At 36.5% G+C, this 14,488-nt stretch carries 15 protein-coding genes, 2 pseudogenes and 2 riboswitches; of the genes and pseudogenes, 9 read left to right on the top strand and 8 right to left on the bottom strand.

Annotation, left to right across the window (positions count from 1 at the left end; all coding sequences use genetic code 11):
- Positions 1-305: 305 nt before the first annotated feature.
- The 5 genes from NSQ40_RS20570 to NSQ40_RS20550 form a co-directional block, all read right to left on the bottom strand.
- Positions 306-818 carry a cupin domain-containing protein gene (locus NSQ40_RS20570; protein ID WP_097786592.1) on the bottom strand — a complete coding sequence of 171 codons (513 nt, stop codon included), beginning with the start codon at positions 816-818 and terminating at the stop codon, positions 306-308.
- Complete coding sequence (locus tag NSQ40_RS20565) at positions 796-1,434, bottom strand: methylthioribulose 1-phosphate dehydratase (RefSeq protein WP_097786591.1); 639 nt, start codon at positions 1,432-1,434, stop codon at positions 796-798. Before NSQ40_RS20565 ends, NSQ40_RS20570 begins: the two co-directional genes overlap by 23 nt.
- Positions 1,431-2,090: a 2-hydroxy-3-keto-5-methylthiopentenyl-1-phosphate phosphatase gene (locus NSQ40_RS20560; protein WP_033797249.1), complete on the bottom strand. Its 660-nt coding sequence runs from the start codon at positions 2,088-2,090 to the stop codon at positions 1,431-1,433. Before NSQ40_RS20560 ends, NSQ40_RS20565 begins: the two co-directional genes overlap by 4 nt.
- The gene (gene mtnW / locus NSQ40_RS20555; RefSeq protein ID WP_003199871.1) at positions 2,087-3,331 is read right to left on the bottom strand and encodes a 2,3-diketo-5-methylthiopentyl-1-phosphate enolase; all 1,245 of its coding nucleotides are present in this window, start codon (positions 3,329-3,331) and stop codon (positions 2,087-2,089) included. Before mtnW ends, NSQ40_RS20560 begins: the two co-directional genes overlap by 4 nt.
- 64 nt (positions 3,332-3,395) lie before the next feature.
- A riboswitch (SAM riboswitch) is annotated at positions 3,396-3,501 on the bottom strand.
- A gap of 52 nt (positions 3,502-3,553) precedes the next feature.
- Positions 3,554-4,744 carry a pyridoxal phosphate-dependent aminotransferase gene (locus tag NSQ40_RS20550; RefSeq protein WP_097786590.1) on the bottom strand — a complete coding sequence of 397 codons (1,191 nt, stop codon included), beginning with the start codon at positions 4,742-4,744 and terminating at the stop codon, positions 3,554-3,556.
- A gap of 14 nt (positions 4,745-4,758) precedes the next feature.
- Here NSQ40_RS20550 and NSQ40_RS20545 point away from each other — a divergent pair, with 14 nt between their 5' ends.
- The 4 genes from NSQ40_RS20545 (at position 4,759) to NSQ40_RS20530 (ending at position 8,596) form a co-directional block, all read left to right on the top strand.
- Complete coding sequence (locus NSQ40_RS20545) at positions 4,759-5,625, top strand: carbon-nitrogen family hydrolase (protein WP_097786633.1); 867 nt, start codon at positions 4,759-4,761, stop codon at positions 5,623-5,625.
- A gap of 74 nt (positions 5,626-5,699) precedes the next feature.
- Positions 5,700-5,841, top strand: a riboswitch (SAM riboswitch).
- Positions 5,842-5,931: 90 nt separating this feature from the next.
- A complete protein-coding gene (mtnK, locus tag NSQ40_RS20540; RefSeq protein ID WP_097786589.1) occupies positions 5,932-7,113 on the top strand; it encodes an S-methyl-5-thioribose kinase in 1,182 nt (393 codons plus the stop codon).
- On the top strand, positions 7,110-8,180 hold the full coding sequence (mtnA, locus tag NSQ40_RS20535) for an S-methyl-5-thioribose-1-phosphate isomerase (RefSeq protein ID WP_033796389.1): 1,071 nt from the start codon (positions 7,110-7,112) through the stop codon (positions 8,178-8,180). Before mtnK ends, mtnA begins: the two co-directional genes overlap by 4 nt.
- A gap of 254 nt (positions 8,181-8,434) precedes the next feature.
- Positions 8,435-8,596, top strand: a complete 162-nt coding sequence (locus tag NSQ40_RS20530) for a YvrJ family protein (RefSeq protein ID WP_016116126.1) — start codon at positions 8,435-8,437, stop codon at positions 8,594-8,596.
- A gap of 44 nt (positions 8,597-8,640) precedes the next feature.
- Here NSQ40_RS20530 and NSQ40_RS20525 read toward each other — a convergent pair whose 3' ends face one another.
- Positions 8,641-9,417 (bottom strand): 3-hydroxybutyrate dehydrogenase, encoded by a 777-nt coding sequence (locus NSQ40_RS20525; protein ID WP_003199877.1) that lies wholly within the window; start codon positions 9,415-9,417, stop codon positions 8,641-8,643.
- A gap of 134 nt (positions 9,418-9,551) precedes the next feature.
- On the opposite strand from NSQ40_RS20525, the pseudogene NSQ40_RS20520 reads away from it, so the two are divergent.
- A pseudogene (locus tag NSQ40_RS20520) lies at positions 9,552-9,932 on the top strand (PadR family transcriptional regulator).
- Positions 9,881-10,250 (top strand): annotated as a pseudogene (locus tag NSQ40_RS20515) (HAAS domain-containing protein); the annotation flags it as partial. The pseudogenes NSQ40_RS20520 and NSQ40_RS20515, both read left to right, overlap by 52 nt.
- Positions 10,251-10,388: 138 nt before the next feature.
- Here NSQ40_RS20515 and NSQ40_RS20510 read toward each other — a convergent pair.
- On the bottom strand, positions 10,389-11,006 hold the full coding sequence (locus NSQ40_RS20510; protein ID WP_003199880.1) for an ImmA/IrrE family metallo-endopeptidase: 618 nt from the start codon (positions 11,004-11,006) through the stop codon (positions 10,389-10,391).
- Positions 11,007-11,314: 308 nt separating this feature from the next.
- Between NSQ40_RS20510 and NSQ40_RS20505 the strand changes: the two genes are divergently transcribed.
- From NSQ40_RS20505 to NSQ40_RS20495, 3 genes are all read left to right on the top strand, one after another.
- Positions 11,315-11,608, top strand: a complete 294-nt coding sequence (locus NSQ40_RS20505) for a DUF3928 family protein (protein ID WP_003199881.1) — start codon at positions 11,315-11,317, stop codon at positions 11,606-11,608.
- 125 nt (positions 11,609-11,733) lie between these two features.
- Positions 11,734-12,183: an NUDIX hydrolase gene (locus tag NSQ40_RS20500; RefSeq protein ID WP_003208272.1), complete on the top strand. Its 450-nt coding sequence runs from the start codon at positions 11,734-11,736 to the stop codon at positions 12,181-12,183.
- A 141-nt stretch (positions 12,184-12,324) separates the two neighbouring features.
- Positions 12,325-13,500, top strand: a complete 1,176-nt coding sequence (locus tag NSQ40_RS20495) for an acetyl-CoA C-acetyltransferase (protein ID WP_003199883.1) — start codon at positions 12,325-12,327, stop codon at positions 13,498-13,500.
- 65 nt (positions 13,501-13,565) lie between these two features.
- On the opposite strand, the gene NSQ40_RS20490 is transcribed toward NSQ40_RS20495, so the two are convergent.
- Positions 13,566-14,318 (bottom strand): AAA family ATPase, encoded by a 753-nt coding sequence (locus tag NSQ40_RS20490; protein WP_003199884.1) that lies wholly within the window; start codon positions 14,316-14,318, stop codon positions 13,566-13,568.
- Between the last annotated feature and the right edge of the window lie 170 nt (positions 14,319-14,488).

The following is a 14,488-nucleotide window of genomic DNA, read 5'->3' as shown; positions in this document are numbered from 1 at the left end:
TGTTCAATTCATTTTCTATTATTTGTATTATATCATAATTTAAACAGAATTTTCAGAAAAAAGTTCAAAAAATGTTCAAAATTTATTGAGAAACATACTTGATAAAATGAAAAATATCATGAGGAACCATTCCCCCTTGATGATGAATCCTCATCCATCAGGAGATATTGCAAGGCGAGAGAAAATAAAAAAGCAGGCTTATTTCATATTCGTGAAATAAGCCTGTTCCATAGGAGGATGTATATATGTAGAGTAAATAAAAGGAAGGAAAAGGGGATCCAATCCCTTTTATTCAACTAACTACCTTAATAAATAGGAACCCAGCCTTCTGTTGTAACGAAAATACGAATAGCTACAACTTGGCGATCATCTTGTAATGTGAAATAATGTCTTGCATTTTCAGGTACAGAAATTAGATCACCAGGCTCAAGTTCAACATCGAAGAAGCGACCATCCTTGCCTTGGATAGCAAAGATACCATGCCCACTGACGATAAAGCGAACTTCATCATCAGTATGATGATGCTCTTGTTTAAAGTTAATTAATAACTCATCGAGGTTAGGCATTGCATTTGAAAGGGAAATAACATCATGTGCTTTATAACCTCGACGTTCTGAAACATCGGTGATTTCATTAGAAAATACTGTTAAAATTTCTTTTTTGTTTTCATCAGTTAAGGAGTAGTTTTCTTTTAAATGAGTAGGAAGTTTTGAAATATCCCATTTTTCATATAAAACGCCTTCTCCATGTAAAAATTGCTTTACTTCCTGTTCATTTTCAATATGGGTATTTATTTCATGAATACGAATTTGCGCCATGTGAAACGCCTCCTTGAATTGATAATAGTTTTATATGAAATTGGAATAAAAACTCATATGCTTCTAATCTTCTCTTTGCATCAAAGCTATCTTTTCCCCAAACGGTAATGCCATGGTTGCGAATCAATATAGCTCCAGCATCATCATGAATATGTTTTCGGAAATCTTCTCCTAACGTTGGAATATGAGCGTGATTTTCAATAATTGGAATTTTGATAGTGGCTCCTTCTTCCCATATATTAAGAGCTTTAATGATTTCTTGATTAGAAAATGAGATTTCTTTGTCGTATACGTTTGTAATTACATTGTTATCAATTGTATGGACATGTAAGACACATTCAGCTTCTGTATGATTATAAATATGAGTGTGTAGCAATGTTTCTGCTGAAGGGCGTAAATCGGTTTCTAAAACAGCCTTTCCAGTTTGATCAACTAATAGAAAATCATCAGGTGTTGTTTTCGTTTTATCTCTTCCGCTTGCTGTAATAAGAAAGGTCATTGGAGTGGTACTCACTTTTATTGAAATGTTTCCACTTGTAGCAGGAAACCAGTTGCGATCCGTTAATTCTTTTTTTAATTTACTCAATTCTTCCCATTGACGAAAAAGTTGTCTCATTTTATCACCTCCAACAATTGCTGAACTTCTGTCTGTATGTCATAAAACGTTTCAAATGCTGTATAGGAAATTTGATGTTCTTGGCATTTTGTAATGAGAAAATCACGAGCGAATACTTTATCAGCCAGTTTTGCTGCTTGTAAATCTGTAATCGAATCTCCAATTACAATGTTAAAATCACCGTTTGAACTTAATTGCTGAATTAGCGTTGATTTGCAAAGACCGCAGTTGTTTTTACAATGTTCATCGCAAGGGTGAGGCCAGTTTACTTTAATTGTTTCCCCTGAAAAATCAGTCGTATTGCAATAAATATGGTCTGGGCTGATTAGCCCTTTGAGAAGAGGATAGACGAAAAAATCCATTCCTCCTGATATAATATGAAGTGAAATCTGATTTGTTTGGACAAACTGTGCAAACTCTTGGAATCCAGCCCGAATCACCGCTGTTTCTTTTATAAAAATAGTGATGTCATCTTGTAAACTTGTAGGTAAAAGAGAAAACAATTCCCCTACACCTTCTTGAATAGAAAGTTCTTGTGATAGAATTTTTTGTTTAATCGTTTTGGCTTCTGGTGGAGCGAATTTTTCCATAATCGCAACGATATTATCATTGTTCGTAATCGTACCATCGAAGTCACAAAAAATTTGAAGACTCATAGTTTCACCCCACGTGATGGATTCCCCCATAATTGCAGTGCAGCATGTAAATCAGTGTTATCTACTTCATGCAATGGTGTTCTTTGCAAAGTGGCATCAATTGCTGCTCGAAATGCTTTTCCACCGCCTTGCGCTCCAGCTGGGTGACCATGAATACCACCACCTGCGTTAATGACAACATCCTTGCCAAAATTACGAAGGATAAACGGAACAAAACCAGGGTGAATACCAGCTGATGGAACAGGAAAGCTTCGTTTTAAAGATTGATCTTTTTCAGTTAGTTTACTTGTAATAAGAAGAGCTTCTTTTTTTTCTAATGCAACACTGCCGTATGGTGATGGAAATAAAGAGAAATCTGCACCAGCATAACGAAGTAGCTTTCCAAGTAGCAATGGATAAGAAAGTCCATATAATTCCGATGAAGCGTATGCGCCGCTTACAGCAGGATGTGCCATAATTGGAATCGATATATCATCATCTTCCGCAAGTGATTGCAATACATCTAATCCATACGAGAATACATTGAACAGAAGAATATCTGCACCAGCTGTGGCGGCACGTTTTGCATTTTCTTTAAGATCATATGTACGTCCTGTTAAATTCACTGCATATAAAGTCTTATGACCATATGTTTCGTATACAGACTGTAACACTTCTTTTCCAGAATGAATTCGTTTTGTGAGCGGTGTTAATGGATTTTCAAACAAAATTTCATCATCTTTTACAATATCTACACCACCAATTGCTTGATCACGGAGCTGTGTTTTTAAATATCCTATATTGCGTCCAAGCATTCCTTTGAAAATGCTCATCAGAAGTGGACGGTCGTGAATTTGTAAGAGATTTCGAATGCCCTCAATGCCAAATTTAGGGCCAGGGAAATGTTCTTTTAAGTCATCTGAAAATGTTAAATCAATCAGTTTAACTTCGCCATCTAGTGATAATTTTCCAAATGTTGTTGTCAAAATAGCTGGTAAATCAGGGCTGAAATTTAGTGATGGATAATGAATTTTAATGAGTCCACGTGTCGCTTTTTTTCCGAGATACGTATTTACATGCTCTTGTTCTTCTAATTGTTCTACATGAATGACATTGCCTTTATGTTGTTTTAATTGTTCTTGTAATAAGTGTGGTAAATGAGTCCATGAACCAATTGTTAAACCGAGAGCAATTTGTTCTGCTTTTTGGTTTAAATTATGAGAATCATCATGGATTAAATAGGTTGCTGTTATTCCACTCATTTTTATAACCTCCTAGTTAAATAAAAAAACCTCTCAGCTAAGGAGAGGTTTTTTTACAACCAGCTCCTTATCTGTCAGCGTAATGCTGCGAGAATTAGCACCGTGCCTACAATTGTAGATCGGTTGCCGGGTTTCGTCGGGCTCGTCCCTCCACCTGCTCTTGATAAGAAGTATTTAGAAATGTTTGAATTTTTACGATATCTGAATTTTGACAGAGTTTTTTTAGAATGTCAATGGTTTTTTGAAAATTTTTAATTTCTGGATTCGTTGAACAGCTTCTTGTAGTCGCTCTTCTGTATGTAATAATCCAATACGAACGTAGCCTTCGCCATGTTTGCCGAACCCGACTCCAGGTGCAACTGCTACATGTGCTTGTTCTAGTAATACATCGGCAAACTGTTCAGATGAAAAACCATGGGGAACGGGAAGCCAAGCGAAAAAAGAGCCTTTTGGTGCGACTACATTCCAGCCGATTGATTGACAAGCTGAAATAAGGGCATTTCTTCTAGATTCATAGCGATCAACTAGTTCAGTTACACAAGATTGTGAACTTAATAGTGCCTCACGAGCAGCTTCTTGTACAGCGCCAAAAATGCTGACATACATATGATCTTGCAATAAATTGATTGTTTCAATTACACTTTCGTTACCGATAGCAAAGGCGATGCGCCAACCAGCCATATTAAATGTTTTTGATAATGTATAAATTTCAATGCCAACATCTTTCGAGCCATTTGCTTGTAAGAAGCTAGTTGGCTTGTTACCATCAAAACCAATTGCTCCATAAGCAAAGTCATGAACCACTAAAATATCATTTTCATTTGCAAATGTAATTGTTTCCTCAAAGAACTCTTTTGATGCGACAGCACCAGTTGGATTGTTAGGATAATTTAAAAACATCAATTTCGCTTGTTTGGCAATAGTATCATCGATTTTAGTGTAATCTGGTAAGAAATCATTTTCTGCTAATAACGGCATCGTTTCAAATTTTGCTTTTGCTAAAGCGACACCTGATAAATAGTCAGGATATCCTGGATCGGGTACAAGAATTGGATCGCCAGGATTTGTAAAACAAATCGGTAATTCAACCAGCCCTGCTTTTCCGCCAAATAAAACAGCAACTTCTGTTTTAGGGTTTACTTCGACTCCATATTCACGTTCATAGAACGTTGCAACGGCTGTTTTTAAGTTTTCATGTCCGCGAAATGGCGGATATTTATGATGAATTGCTTTTTCTGCTGCACGTTGTAAAGCTGTTACGATATGCGGCGGTGTTGGTTGATCTGGATTGCCTTGCCCTAGATTGATAACATCGTGACCTGCTTCAACCACTTTGTTAACTTTTGCAACAAGTGAAGCGAAAAACTGTGTTGGTAAGGATGTTACAATCTCGGAAGGTTGAAAATGTTTCATACTTTCCACCTCTTTTGAAAGTTGTTACAATTCTAGTGACAAATGATATAACCTTTCCAAGTTTTTGTAAAGAAAAAATAATTGAAAATGGGGCGGATAAAATGAAAGTCGCATGTATTCAAATGGATATTGCTTTTGGTGATGTGAACACAAATATTGAAAATACAAAGAAAAAAATAGGAGAAGCGATGCAAAGAAAACCAGACGTTATTGTATTACCAGAACTTTGGACGACTGGTTATGATTTAAAACGCCTTCCTGAAATTGCAGATGAAGGAGGAATACAAACGAAAGAACTTCTATCAGAATGGGCGAAGCAATTTGCGGTGAATATTGTTGGGGGTTCTGTTGCAAAGCAAACAAAACAAGGTGTTACGAATACGATGTATGTTGTGAATCGCGAAGGTGAAGTGCAAAATGAATATAGTAAAGTACATTTGTTCCAATTAATGGGCGAACATAAGTATTTAATAGCTGGTGATGGAACCGGTGAGTTCACGTTAGATGATGTGCAGTGCGGGGGGACAATTTGTTACGATATTCGTTTCCCAGAATGGATACGTGTTCATACTGTAAGAGGGGCAAATGTATTATTCGTTGTAGCAGAATGGCCGCTTGTTCGCTTAGCCCATTGGCGTTTACTTCTTCAAGCGAGAGCGGTAGAAAATCAATGTTATGTGGTTGCATGTAATAGAGCAGGAGAGGATCCGGATAATATGTTTGCTGGACATTCTCTTATTGTTGATCCATGGGGAGAAATTGTAGTAGAAGCAGGAGAAGAAGAATCTATTTTACATGGGGAGCTAAATTTAGAAAAAGTTAAGGAAGTACGTAAGGGAATTCCTGTCTTTACTGATCGACGTCCAGAATTATATAAATAAAAAATATTGACAAATGATTTTTATTCTTGTTATAGTCTGTAGCAGAAAGTTAAAAATTCAAATAAATCATGCAACTCTTATCAAGAGCAGGTGGAGGGATTTGGCCCGATGAAACCCAGCAACCGACCGTAATACCATTGTGAGATGGGGCGTTTATGCGCCAAAAAGGCACGGTGCTAATTCCAGCAGAAAGGATAGCTTTCTGACAGATAAGAGGGGAGAAGCTGAACTTCAAACCTCTTTCTTCATGGAAAGAGGTTTTTCTTATGATGAAAAACCTCTGAATTAAAAAAGGGGGATAAGAAAATGGGATATCGTTCATTAACAGAAGAAACAGCAGTTCAATATGTAAAAGAGCATGGATACTTTGAGAAAAAGGCAAAGGTAACTTGTCATGAAATAGGAGATGGAAATTTAAATTATGTATTTAGGCTCCATGATGGAGAACGCGGTATTATCGTAAAACAGGCTCTTCCATATGCAAAAGTCGTTGGAGAAAGCTGGCCACTTTCGTTAAGTAGAGCCACAATTGAAAGTCAAGCATTACAAGTTTTTGCAAAATATGTACCAGAATACGTTCCGAAAGTATATGGTCATGATGAAGAGTTAGCTGTGACAGTAATGGAAGATTTGTCAACTCTTACAATTACTCGTAAAGGATTGAGAGAAGGGGAAGACTATCCGCTTTTATCTCAGCATATTGGACGTTTTTTAGCACATGTTTTGTTCTATACGTCAGATTTTGGCCTACTAGCAGAAGAGAAAAGGGTGTTAGACGGAAAGTTTGTAAATCCTGATCTTTGTAAAATTACAGAAGATCTTGTGTTTACAGATCCGTTTGGAAACTATGAAACAAACGATTATGAGAAAGAATTGCAACCTGTCTTAGATGAACTTTGGTGTGATAAGAAATTAAAATTACAGGTAGCGCAGTATAAATATAAATTTTTAACTAGAAAAGAAGCGTTAATTCATGGTGATTTACATACAGGTAGTATTTTTTCATCACCTTCTGAAACGAAGGTAATTGATCCGGAGTTTGCAACATTTGGACCGCTTGGATTTGACCTTGGTCAATTTATTGCAAATTTATTGTTGAATGCACTATCAAGAGAAGACGAGAAACGAAATATTTTATTCTATCATATTGAAAAAACATGGAGTAATTTTGTAGAAGTATTTACAAAGCTATGGGTACTAGAAGGGGTAGAACCATATACAAAGGAGAAACGATGGCTTGCGATTGTACTACAAAATATTTTTGCTGATGCAGTTGGATTTGCTGGTTGTGAAATCATTCGTCGAACAATTGGATTAGCGCATGTAGTAGATTTAGATGGAATTAAGGATAAGAATAGAAGAATTCAAGCTAAAAAGCATGCATTATATTTAGGTCGAGAGTTATTATTACATGAAACGACAGGTGCGAATGCTAGATTGTTCCAAACGTTATTTCAAGATAGTGTTTTGGGAGGGGTAAAAGCATGAACACAACAGTTGCCGTTCCGCGTTCTATAAGTTGGAAAGGAGATTCTATTGCATTATTAAATCAAACGCGGTTACCGCATGTTGTAGAATATAAAACGTTGAACACTATTGAAGATGTGTGGAAAAGTATTGTTATGTTAGAAGTGCGCGGGGCACCTGCAATTGGTATTACAGTTGCTTTTGGATTAGCACTTGCAGTAAAAAAATATAATGTTACGAATATCACTGAATTTGAAAAAAAGTTTAAAAGTGATTGTAATTATTTAGCAACTTCACGTCCGACAGCTGTTAATTTATTTTGGGCAATTGATCGCATGTCAGCTTCTATTAAGCAAGCAACAACAATAAAAGAAGCAAGAAAAATATTAGAAGAGGAAGCACTTGAAATTCAGCAAGAGGATGAAAATATATGTCGTAGTATTGGAGAGCATGCTTTAACTAGGTTTAAAGATGGTGACCATATTTTAACGATTTGTAACGCCGGAAGTATTGCTACTGCTCGTTATGGAACAGCGCTAGCTCCATTTTATATTGGAAAAGAGCGTGGGGTGAATTTACGAGCTTATGCATGTGAAACAAGACCTGTTTTGCAAGGAGCACGTCTTACTACATGGGAATTGCAACAAGCTGGTGTTGATGTAACGCTCATTACGGACAATATGGCGGCACATGCTATTCGAACAAAAAATATTTCTGTTATTATTGTAGGAGCAGATCGAATTGTCGCAAATGGTGATACAGCAAATAAAATAGGAACCTTGAATTTAGCTATACTAGCAAAATATTTTCATATTCCTTTCTACGTTGCTGCTCCACTTTCTACATTTGATATTACGAAAAAAACTGGTACTGAAATTGTAATTGAAGAACGAGATGAGACTGAAGTTACAAAGATTTTTGGAAAACAAATTTCTCCCGAGGGAGTCGGTGTTTATAATCCTGCATTTGATGTAACTCCTCATGATCTAATTACTGGAATTATTACTGAAAAAGGAATTCTACAAGGAGATTATGCCGTAGAGATTGCTTCATTATTTGAGAAAACAAGCTATATAAATACGCATTGAAAGACCGACATAAAGCCATTCCTTTTAGGTGGAAGAGAGCATCCGCCTATGGGTAGGGCGGTCAATGCCTTTTTTAGCCCCATGCCATATGAAAATAGAAGGAGAAAATGAGTGGAGAACTTCTTTTGTTTTCATAATTGCGACTTATATGTCGGAAAATTAAAAGGGATATATATAATATACAGTAGCTTGTTTTTTTATTGCCCAATTTCCTTTCTTTTGCTTATTTATTTAAAAGAAAGGAGGGGAAATAGATGGGGGAATGGATATCTATGATCGGTAATGTTGGATTTCCAATTGTTGTGACATTATATTTACTGCATCGTATTGAAAGTAAATTAGATGGTGTAATTGTTGCAATTGAGAAATTACCACAACAGATGACAAGGTATGAAGCTCCGCACGAAACAAAATGACAAAAGGCTTTGCTCTCAATGAGCAAAGCCTTTTGTAACAAAGATTATTGCGTCGTATAACCCCCATCAATAACAACTGCTTGGCCGGTTATTCCTTTTGCTTTTTCACTTGCTAAAAATAAAGCATAATCGGCAATTTCCTGAACAGCTAGCAATCGTTTTTGAGGTACGAGGGGATAGATGACATCCTCTAATACTCTTTCTAGTGGAACGTTTCGTGTTGTCGCTAAATCTTGGAGTTGATTCCTGACAAGAGGCGTATCAACATAGCCTGGGCAAAGAGCATTTACAGTAATGCCGTGTACAGCTCCTTCTAAGGCAGCAACTTTTGTTAAACCAATCACACCGTGTTTGGCACTATTATAGGCAGCCTTTCCAGCAAATCCGACAAGACCGTTAATAGATGCAATATTAATAATTCGTCCATACTTTTGTTTTTTCATAATTGGAAACGCATGTTTTATTGCAATGAACGGCGCAATTTGCATGATTTGAATAAGAAGTTCAAACTTATCGGTTGGAAATTCTTCAATTGGTGAGACGTGTTGCATACCAGCATTATTTATTAACACATCAAGTGAGCCGAAATTAGTAATAGTTTCAGAAATAGCTTCTGATATTTCTTGCTCAGATGTAACATCACATCTTAGACCGATTGCCTCATATCCTTCCTTGCGCAACTGTTCGGCAGCTTCCTTTGCACGATCTTCAAGGCGATCACTAATGACCACTTGTGCTCCTTCTTTTGCAAATGCATTTCCCATTTCATAACCAATACCACTTGCAGCACCTGTTAAAAAGACAACACGATTTGTAACCACAATGAAAAACACCCCTTTATATAGAATTTATCTTATTGCTCTATTTAGAGGAGGTGTAACGAAAATCCTGCAAAGATTTTGGGGAAAATGTGGTTATCTATCTTGCATAACAAGATAGAGGGAGGATTTGGATCATGTCGACAAGTCAAATGCTGAAAGGGATTTTAGAAGGAGGTCTCCTTGCCATTATTTCTGAAGGCGAAATATATGGCTATGAAATGAGTGAAAAGCTAGCCAAGTATGGTTTCACAATGACAAGTGAAGGAAGTATTTATCCGTTATTAATATGGATGCAAAAGGCAGGGCTAATAACAAGTACAATGAAGGAATCTCCATCTGGTCCAAAGCGAAAATATTATATATTAACATAAAAAGGTGAAGATACACTGGATGAATTTATGGATCGCTGGGAAGCGATGCAAAGTAGTGTAGGGCGTTTGCTGAAAGGAAAGGGGAGGCGTGAATCTTTTTGGCGGCAAAGGTTATCAAAGAAAGTGATATTGAGAGTTTTTTAGAAGATGCAGAACTACACTTAATTGAAGGTGAGAATGATGGGAAAAGTATAGAGGATATTTTTGGAAGCTCACCGAAAGTATATGTAAATGAGCTTGTTCGGGTAATGGAAAAAGATCGAAGAGAGAGCTGGAAACAAATCGGATATACAGTGATGAATATTGTTGTATTTTGGGTTATTGCTTCCATTTTAATTGTAAATGATAACGGGCCATTACAGATTTCATTCGTTCAATGTATTGGGTATGGCATGAATGATCGCACTTGTAGCACCTAATATAGCTTCCCGTAAAATGGCTTTTCGGATAGGGTTTATAAAATTAGCTATTTTATTTGTTCTTGTAATGATTCATACAAAATTAGAGACAAGAAAAGTGAATATATAGGATCGCCTTTTCTTTGTGGCCGGTATTGGGCATATAGGCTGGAATATTTTATTTTAAACAGTAACGAATGGGTTACTGTTTTTCTTTGTGTAATAAAGAACTTTGTAAAGATAATGCTCGCTGTTCTTTTGTTAATAAAGAATCAATGTGTACTTGATCAGGCCGAGGTACAATTGGATACATGAGGTTTGTGGAAGAAGGGTGATGTTCAGAGCCGGTTTGCGAGTGAGGGTCAGCATGTGTAAGTTTCCCTTCTATACGTCGTGTGAATAAAATATGACCAATTTCATGAGCAAGCGTATATATATTTTTCATAGGAGAAGCGGCGTTAGTAAGGATGATATAACCTGTGAGGATTTGGTTTATAACGAATGAATAGGCACATGCAATTACGGATTGCTCTTTAAAATAATTGCTTCCAATATAACAAATATAAATGTCACAATTTGGAATTTGTGATGAGCAAGTGTTAAAAAAAGAAGAAACTTTTGGTTGGATTTGGATAGAATCAATATAACTAATTTCACCATCGTGAAATCTAAATGATTCATTTAGTATAATAACGTCTTTAATTTGAAATGAAATTGGCTGCCATATTGATTCGGCGACTGCTAAGTCTTTTGCAATACGGTCGTCTGTAATATCGGAGCCTGGAGTAATGCAAATACATATATTTACGTATGGATCCATTAGAAACACCTCAAATGGAAAACAGTCTATTGCTATACTGTATGTGACGGGAAAGTACTATGTATGGATATAAACCCTATAAAGGGATGTATTTCAATAAATTGAAAAAATCCAATATTTATATAAATTGAGAGAAGGTACATTGGTGTAATTTGTTTATTGATAGCTGTTTTTTTGACTGACAAGCAAAATATAGATTAATGCAGAATGGAATATAAGAATGAGTAAAAGAAGTCGAAAAATATTCATAGTTTAATTACATTATATGTTATTTATTCTGCTATAGTAAAAGAAAAGGGGGAGAATGTATGTATACATTAAAAATTGTATCAGACCGAGAAGCTGTTTACCAGTTTGCAAGTTATGTAAAGGTGGTTCAAGGGGTGAAGGATGTATATGTGGAAGTTGGAGAGTCTTTATATGAACATCCACTTATGAAATTTTATGTACAGGTAACGATTGAAGAGACATATGAGCAGCAAAAAACATTACAAGAAATCGCTCGGTTAGTAGAATTAGGGCGCTTTACATACGTTCATTATCGAAATGAAGAGATTGAAAAAGCATTTGAAGCAGTTAAATATGAAAGTTTTCGAAAATAAATGTAATGAAAAGGGAGCGAATGCTTCCTTTTTTTGTTAGTAGGAATATTTTTTCACATCACACAAAAAAATAAGGAATTTTGCTATGATAAGGAAGGAGAGGAAAGGAGAGGAGAGTTTATATAATGGGGTATATTGAAGAATTACGAAAATCAGTCGGTACAAGGCCGCTCATTCTTGTAGGAGCAGCTGTGATTATTTTAAACGAAAAACAAGAGGTATTGCTTCAATATCGTTCGGATACATATGATTGGGGTGTACCAGGTGGCGCGATGGAACTAGGAGAAACGACGGAAGAAACGGCTCGACGAGAGCTATTTGAAGAAACTGGGTTAGAAGCGAAGATGTTGCAGTTTCTTGGTGTTCTTTCTGGGAAAGATGTATATTATCGTTATCCAAATGGGGATGAAATTTATAATGTGATTCATCTATATCAAGCACATTATGTGAGCGGAGAAATAAAGCTTGATGAAGAAGGGTTGGACCTTCGATATTTTCCTGCTGAAAAGTTGCCAAATTTAAATAAAACAACAGAGAAAATTTTACAAAAATTTTTATATGCACTAACAGAATAGGAGGGAATATTCCTCCTATTTTTATTATATTAAATATTTTGATTTTTTCGGTATATTTGTAGTATGATAAATGCAGATATACATCTTATGTTATACCATCCAAAAACTTACTAGGGTACATAAGAGAGGGGCAAGTGCAAGATGCATAATGTTGTCATTACAGCTGCAGTTCGTTCACCAATTGGAACTTTTGGAGGAGCATTAAAAAATGTAACACCAGTGGAATTAGCTGTTCCTGTACTTCAGGAAGCTGTAAAAAGAGGCGGAGTGGAACCACATGAAGTTGATGAAGTGATTTTAGGTCATTGTATTCAAAGAACAGATGAGGCGAATACAGCGCGAACAGCTGCATTAGCAGCAGGATTTCCAGATACAGTTACAGGTTATACAATCCAGCGTCAATGTTCTTCAGGTATGCAAGCGATTATGTCAGCGGCAATGCAAATACAATTAGGCGTAAGTGAAGTTGTTGTTGCAGGTGGAGTAGAAGCGATGAGCTCAAGCCCTTATGCATTGAAACAGCACCGCTGGGGACAACGTCTTCAGCACGGAGAAATTCGTGATACGGTGTGGGAAGTTTTAGAAGATCCGTTGCATCATATTATGATGGGCGAAACAGCGGAAAATTTAGTTGAACAATATGAGATTACAAGGGAGGAACAAGATGAAGTTGCGCTGCGTAGCCATCAATTAGCGCTTCAGGCAATTGAATCAGGCTATTTTGATGAGCAAATTGTTCCTATTACAATAAAAGAGCGTAGAAAAGAAGTAGTATTTTCAAAAGATGAACATCCACGTGCAGATATTACAGCAGAAAAATTGGCGGGGCTAAAGCCAGCATTTCGTAAAGGTGGATCAGTAACTGCAGGGAATTCCTCGGGTATTAATGATGGAAGTGCAGTTTTAGTATTAATGAGTGAAGAAAAGGCTAAGGAGAAAGGCTTACAACCATTAGCTAGAATTGTTGGTTATTCTGTAGCTGGGGTAGATCCGAAGATTATGGGGATTGGTCCAGCACCAGCAATTCGTAAAGGTTTAGAGAAAGTAAATTGGTCATTAGAAGATGCTGATTTATTGGAAATCAATGAAGCCTTTGCTGCACAATACTTAGCGGTTGAGAAGGAACTTGGCTTAAATCGTGAGAAAGTAAATGTCAACGGAAGTGGTGTTGGACTTGGACATCCAATTGGTTGCACAGGTGCACGTATTACGGTAAGTTTAATTCACGAATTAAAAAGACGAGGTTTAGAAAAAGGAATTGCATCTCTTTGTGTCGGTGGTGGCATTGGAGTAGCGTTATTTATAGAAGCACTATAAAAAAGAAGGAGCAGCGAGCTGCTCCTTCTTTTTTTGGGTATCAACGAGTAATATTACCTTTTGCTTTATGATTGGAACAAATGATGAAACAAGCGATCCCGATTCTCGAAAAAGAGTTTCATCGTTTGATAATGCTCAGTTTCCTCTAGGATTGCTTCTGTGATTCCTTCTTGTGAGAAAGAATATATATTGGACTCTGGATAAGCCATCAAAATAGGAGAGTGAGTTGCGATAATGAATTGTGATCCTTTCTCTGCTAATTCATGCATACGAATGAGCAGAGAAAGCTGCCTCATTGGAGATAAAGCTGCTTCAGGCTCGTCTAAAATATATAAGCTTTGTCCTGTAAAACGGTTCATAAATAAAGAAAAAAATGATTCACCATGTGATTGATTGTGTAAGGAAATACCACCATATGAATCAATAACCTTACCTCCCAAAAACTGTTCAGAATCAATTTCATCGATATAAGAAGCAACATTATAAAATGATTCTGCTCGCAGAAAGAATCCGTCTTTTGGTGTCGCGACGCTTTTTGCTACGCGAATATATTTGTGTAAGGATGAATGCGAATCATGTGTAGCAAAACGGAAATTTTTTGTTCCACCTTCCGCATTAAATCCTAAAGCGATGGCGAGGGCTTCTAACAATGTAGACTTCCCAGTTCCATTTTCTCCAATTATAAATGTTACATTTGGATGGAAGTCTAGTGATTGTAATGTTCGGATAGCGGGTAAGCAATATGGATACACGGAAAAATTAGGGATATGTTCTTTTTGTAAGGAGACGTTCTTTAGAAAGGCTGTACGCTCATTCAAAATATATACCTCAATTCGTTGAAGATTTTGTTTCTAATATAGCAGCAAGTACAAGGATCAGGCAACTTGCAAAGCTGAGAAACCTAGTCCTTCCCAGCCATAGGTGTGTCTCTTTATAATAAAAATCAGTATAGTAGCTATAAAAACTAGTAGATTTGGAATATACTTTA

Source organism: Bacillus sp. FSL K6-6038, assembly GCF_038050455.1.
In the GTDB taxonomy this organism is placed as follows: domain Bacteria; phylum Bacillota; class Bacilli; order Bacillales; family Bacillaceae_G; genus Bacillus_A; species Bacillus_A pseudomycoides.
Note: the sequence above shows the minus strand (reverse complement) of the source record. Positions and strands in the feature narration are given on the sequence as shown.

Excerpts from the sequence above, each read along its gene's own strand:
- NSQ40_RS20530 (WP_016116126.1), top strand. The coding sequence starts at position 8,435 with ATGGGGGAATGGATATCTATGATCGGTAATGTTGGATTTCCAATTGTT.
- NSQ40_RS20560 (WP_033797249.1), bottom strand. The coding sequence starts at position 2,090 with ATGAGTCTTCAAATTTTTTGTGACTTCGATGGTACGATTACGAACAAT.
- NSQ40_RS20500 (WP_003208272.1), top strand. The coding sequence starts at position 11,734 with ATGGGGTATATTGAAGAATTACGAAAATCAGTCGGTACAAGGCCGCTC.
- mtnK (WP_097786589.1), top strand. The coding sequence starts at position 5,932 with ATGGGATATCGTTCATTAACAGAAGAAACAGCAGTTCAATATGTAAAA.
- NSQ40_RS20510 (WP_003199880.1), bottom strand. The coding sequence starts at position 11,006 with ATGGATCCATACGTAAATATATGTATTTGCATTACTCCAGGCTCCGAT.
- NSQ40_RS20550 (WP_097786590.1), bottom strand. The coding sequence starts at position 4,744 with ATGAAACATTTTCAACCTTCCGAGATTGTAACATCCTTACCAACACAG.
- NSQ40_RS20565 (WP_097786591.1), bottom strand. The coding sequence starts at position 1,434 with ATGAGACAACTTTTTCGTCAATGGGAAGAATTGAGTAAATTAAAAAAA.
- NSQ40_RS20495 (WP_003199883.1), top strand. The coding sequence starts at position 12,325 with ATGCATAATGTTGTCATTACAGCTGCAGTTCGTTCACCAATTGGAACT.
- NSQ40_RS20570 (WP_097786592.1), bottom strand. The coding sequence starts at position 818 with ATGGCGCAAATTCGTATTCATGAAATAAATACCCATATTGAAAATGAA.
- mtnA (WP_033796389.1), top strand. The coding sequence starts at position 7,110 with ATGAACACAACAGTTGCCGTTCCGCGTTCTATAAGTTGGAAAGGAGAT.
- NSQ40_RS20505 (WP_003199881.1), top strand. The coding sequence starts at position 11,315 with ATGTATACATTAAAAATTGTATCAGACCGAGAAGCTGTTTACCAGTTT.
- mtnW (WP_003199871.1), bottom strand. The coding sequence starts at position 3,331 with ATGAGTGGAATAACAGCAACCTATTTAATCCATGATGATTCTCATAAT.